The sequence below is a fragment of the Variovorax sp. 01T439_2 genome (genome assembly GCF_056398445.1).
Genome location: NZ_JBFTPJ010001234.1, coordinates 1 through 1344, shown reverse-complemented (window position 1 = coordinate 1344; position 1344 = coordinate 1). Strand labels below are relative to the sequence as shown.

At 72.3% G+C, this 1344-nt stretch carries 2 protein-coding genes; both read right to left on the bottom strand.

The features are described 5' to 3' along the window. On the bottom strand, positions 1-558 hold a 558-nt coding region (locus AC1DOC_RS33865), incomplete at its 3' end, for a DUF4390 domain-containing protein (RefSeq protein WP_478131593.1). Continuing rightward, a partial coding sequence (locus AC1DOC_RS33860) for a 16S rRNA (cytosine(967)-C(5))-methyltransferase (RefSeq protein ID WP_478131592.1) occupies positions 539-1344 on the bottom strand: 806 nt, incomplete at its 5' end. The genes AC1DOC_RS33865 and AC1DOC_RS33860, both read right to left, overlap by 20 nt.

Here is a 1344-nt window from a genome sequence, read left to right as displayed (position 1 = left end):
CGGCAGCTGCGAGGTGTCGAGCCGGAAGCGGAACACGACCTGGTGCTGCGCCTCGTCGCCGACCTCGGCCGCATCGCCCAGCCGCAGCCGGCCGACGCGCTTGACGGCGTCCATGGCGTCGGCGAGGCTGTCGAAGTTCTGGTTCAGCGAAACGCCGAAGCCCGCGGTGCCGGTGATGGGCACCGGCGACACGTTGAGCCGCCAGCGGCGCGTGAGTGGCTGGTAGGCCAGCCGCATGTGGCGCGTGACCTGGGCCACCTTGCGGTCGGTCCAGTACCAGCGCTCCTGGAAGACCTCGGCCTCGGCCACGAAATAGATGGCAATGCCCTTGTCGAGCACTTCCTCGACCAGCGAGGGCAGCTCGAACTGCACGGCCGCGGTGAGGTAGACGCCGTCGTCGGCCTGTTCCAGCCGCATCTGGGTGACCGATGGCACGACGCGCCCCTGCGCCAGCGCAATCGGAAGCAGGCAGGTCAGCAGCAATGCCCAGGCCAGCACGAGCCCGGCCAGCGGCGCCAGGATGCGCCGCCTGCGGGCCTCAGCGCGGACGTTTTTCAAGCAGGGCGTAGAAGAAGCCGTCGTGGTCACCTGAGGGATTGTCCGGGACGGCGCGGGCATTCGCCCCGCTTTGGGGAAGCAAATGGCCCGGCGATGCCCCCAATCGGGCGTCGGTGTTGTGCGCAAGGAACGCATCGATTTGTTGCGAGCCCTCTTCCCGGAAGACGGAACAGGTGCAGTAGAGCAGCCGGCCGCCGGGCCGGACCWGGGGCCAGAGGGCCGCGAGCAGCGCCGCCTGCTGGACCGCCAGCTGGGCGGTGTCGCTCTCGCGGCGCAGCCAGCGCACGTCGGGATGGCGCCGGACGATGCCCGAGGCGGTGCACGGCGCATCGAGCAGGATGGCGTCGAAGGGCGTGCCGTCCCACCAGGCGGCCGGCCGCGCGGCGTCGGCCACCACCACCCTGGCGGACAGGCCGAGCCGGCCCAGGGTTTCGTCGATGCGGCGGCTGCGGGCGGCATCGACCTCGAGCGCCGTCACCTCGATGGCCGCCGGCCCGGCAAATTCCAGCAGGTGCGCGGTCTTGCCGCCGGGAGCGGCGCAGGCGTCGAGCACGCGCAGGGGGGCCGCGCCGGCCGCGGGCAGCAGGCATTCGAGCAGCAGCGGCGCGGCCAGCTGCGCGGCGGCGTCCTGCACCGAGCATTCGCCGTCGGCAAACCCCGGCAGCTGCTGCACCGGGCGCGCGCGCGCCAGCTGCAGGCCCGCCTCCCCCACCCGGTGGGCCTCGAGGCCCACCGCCTGGAGCGCCAGCTGATAGGAAGCTACGGTGGTCTTGCGCAGGTTGACGC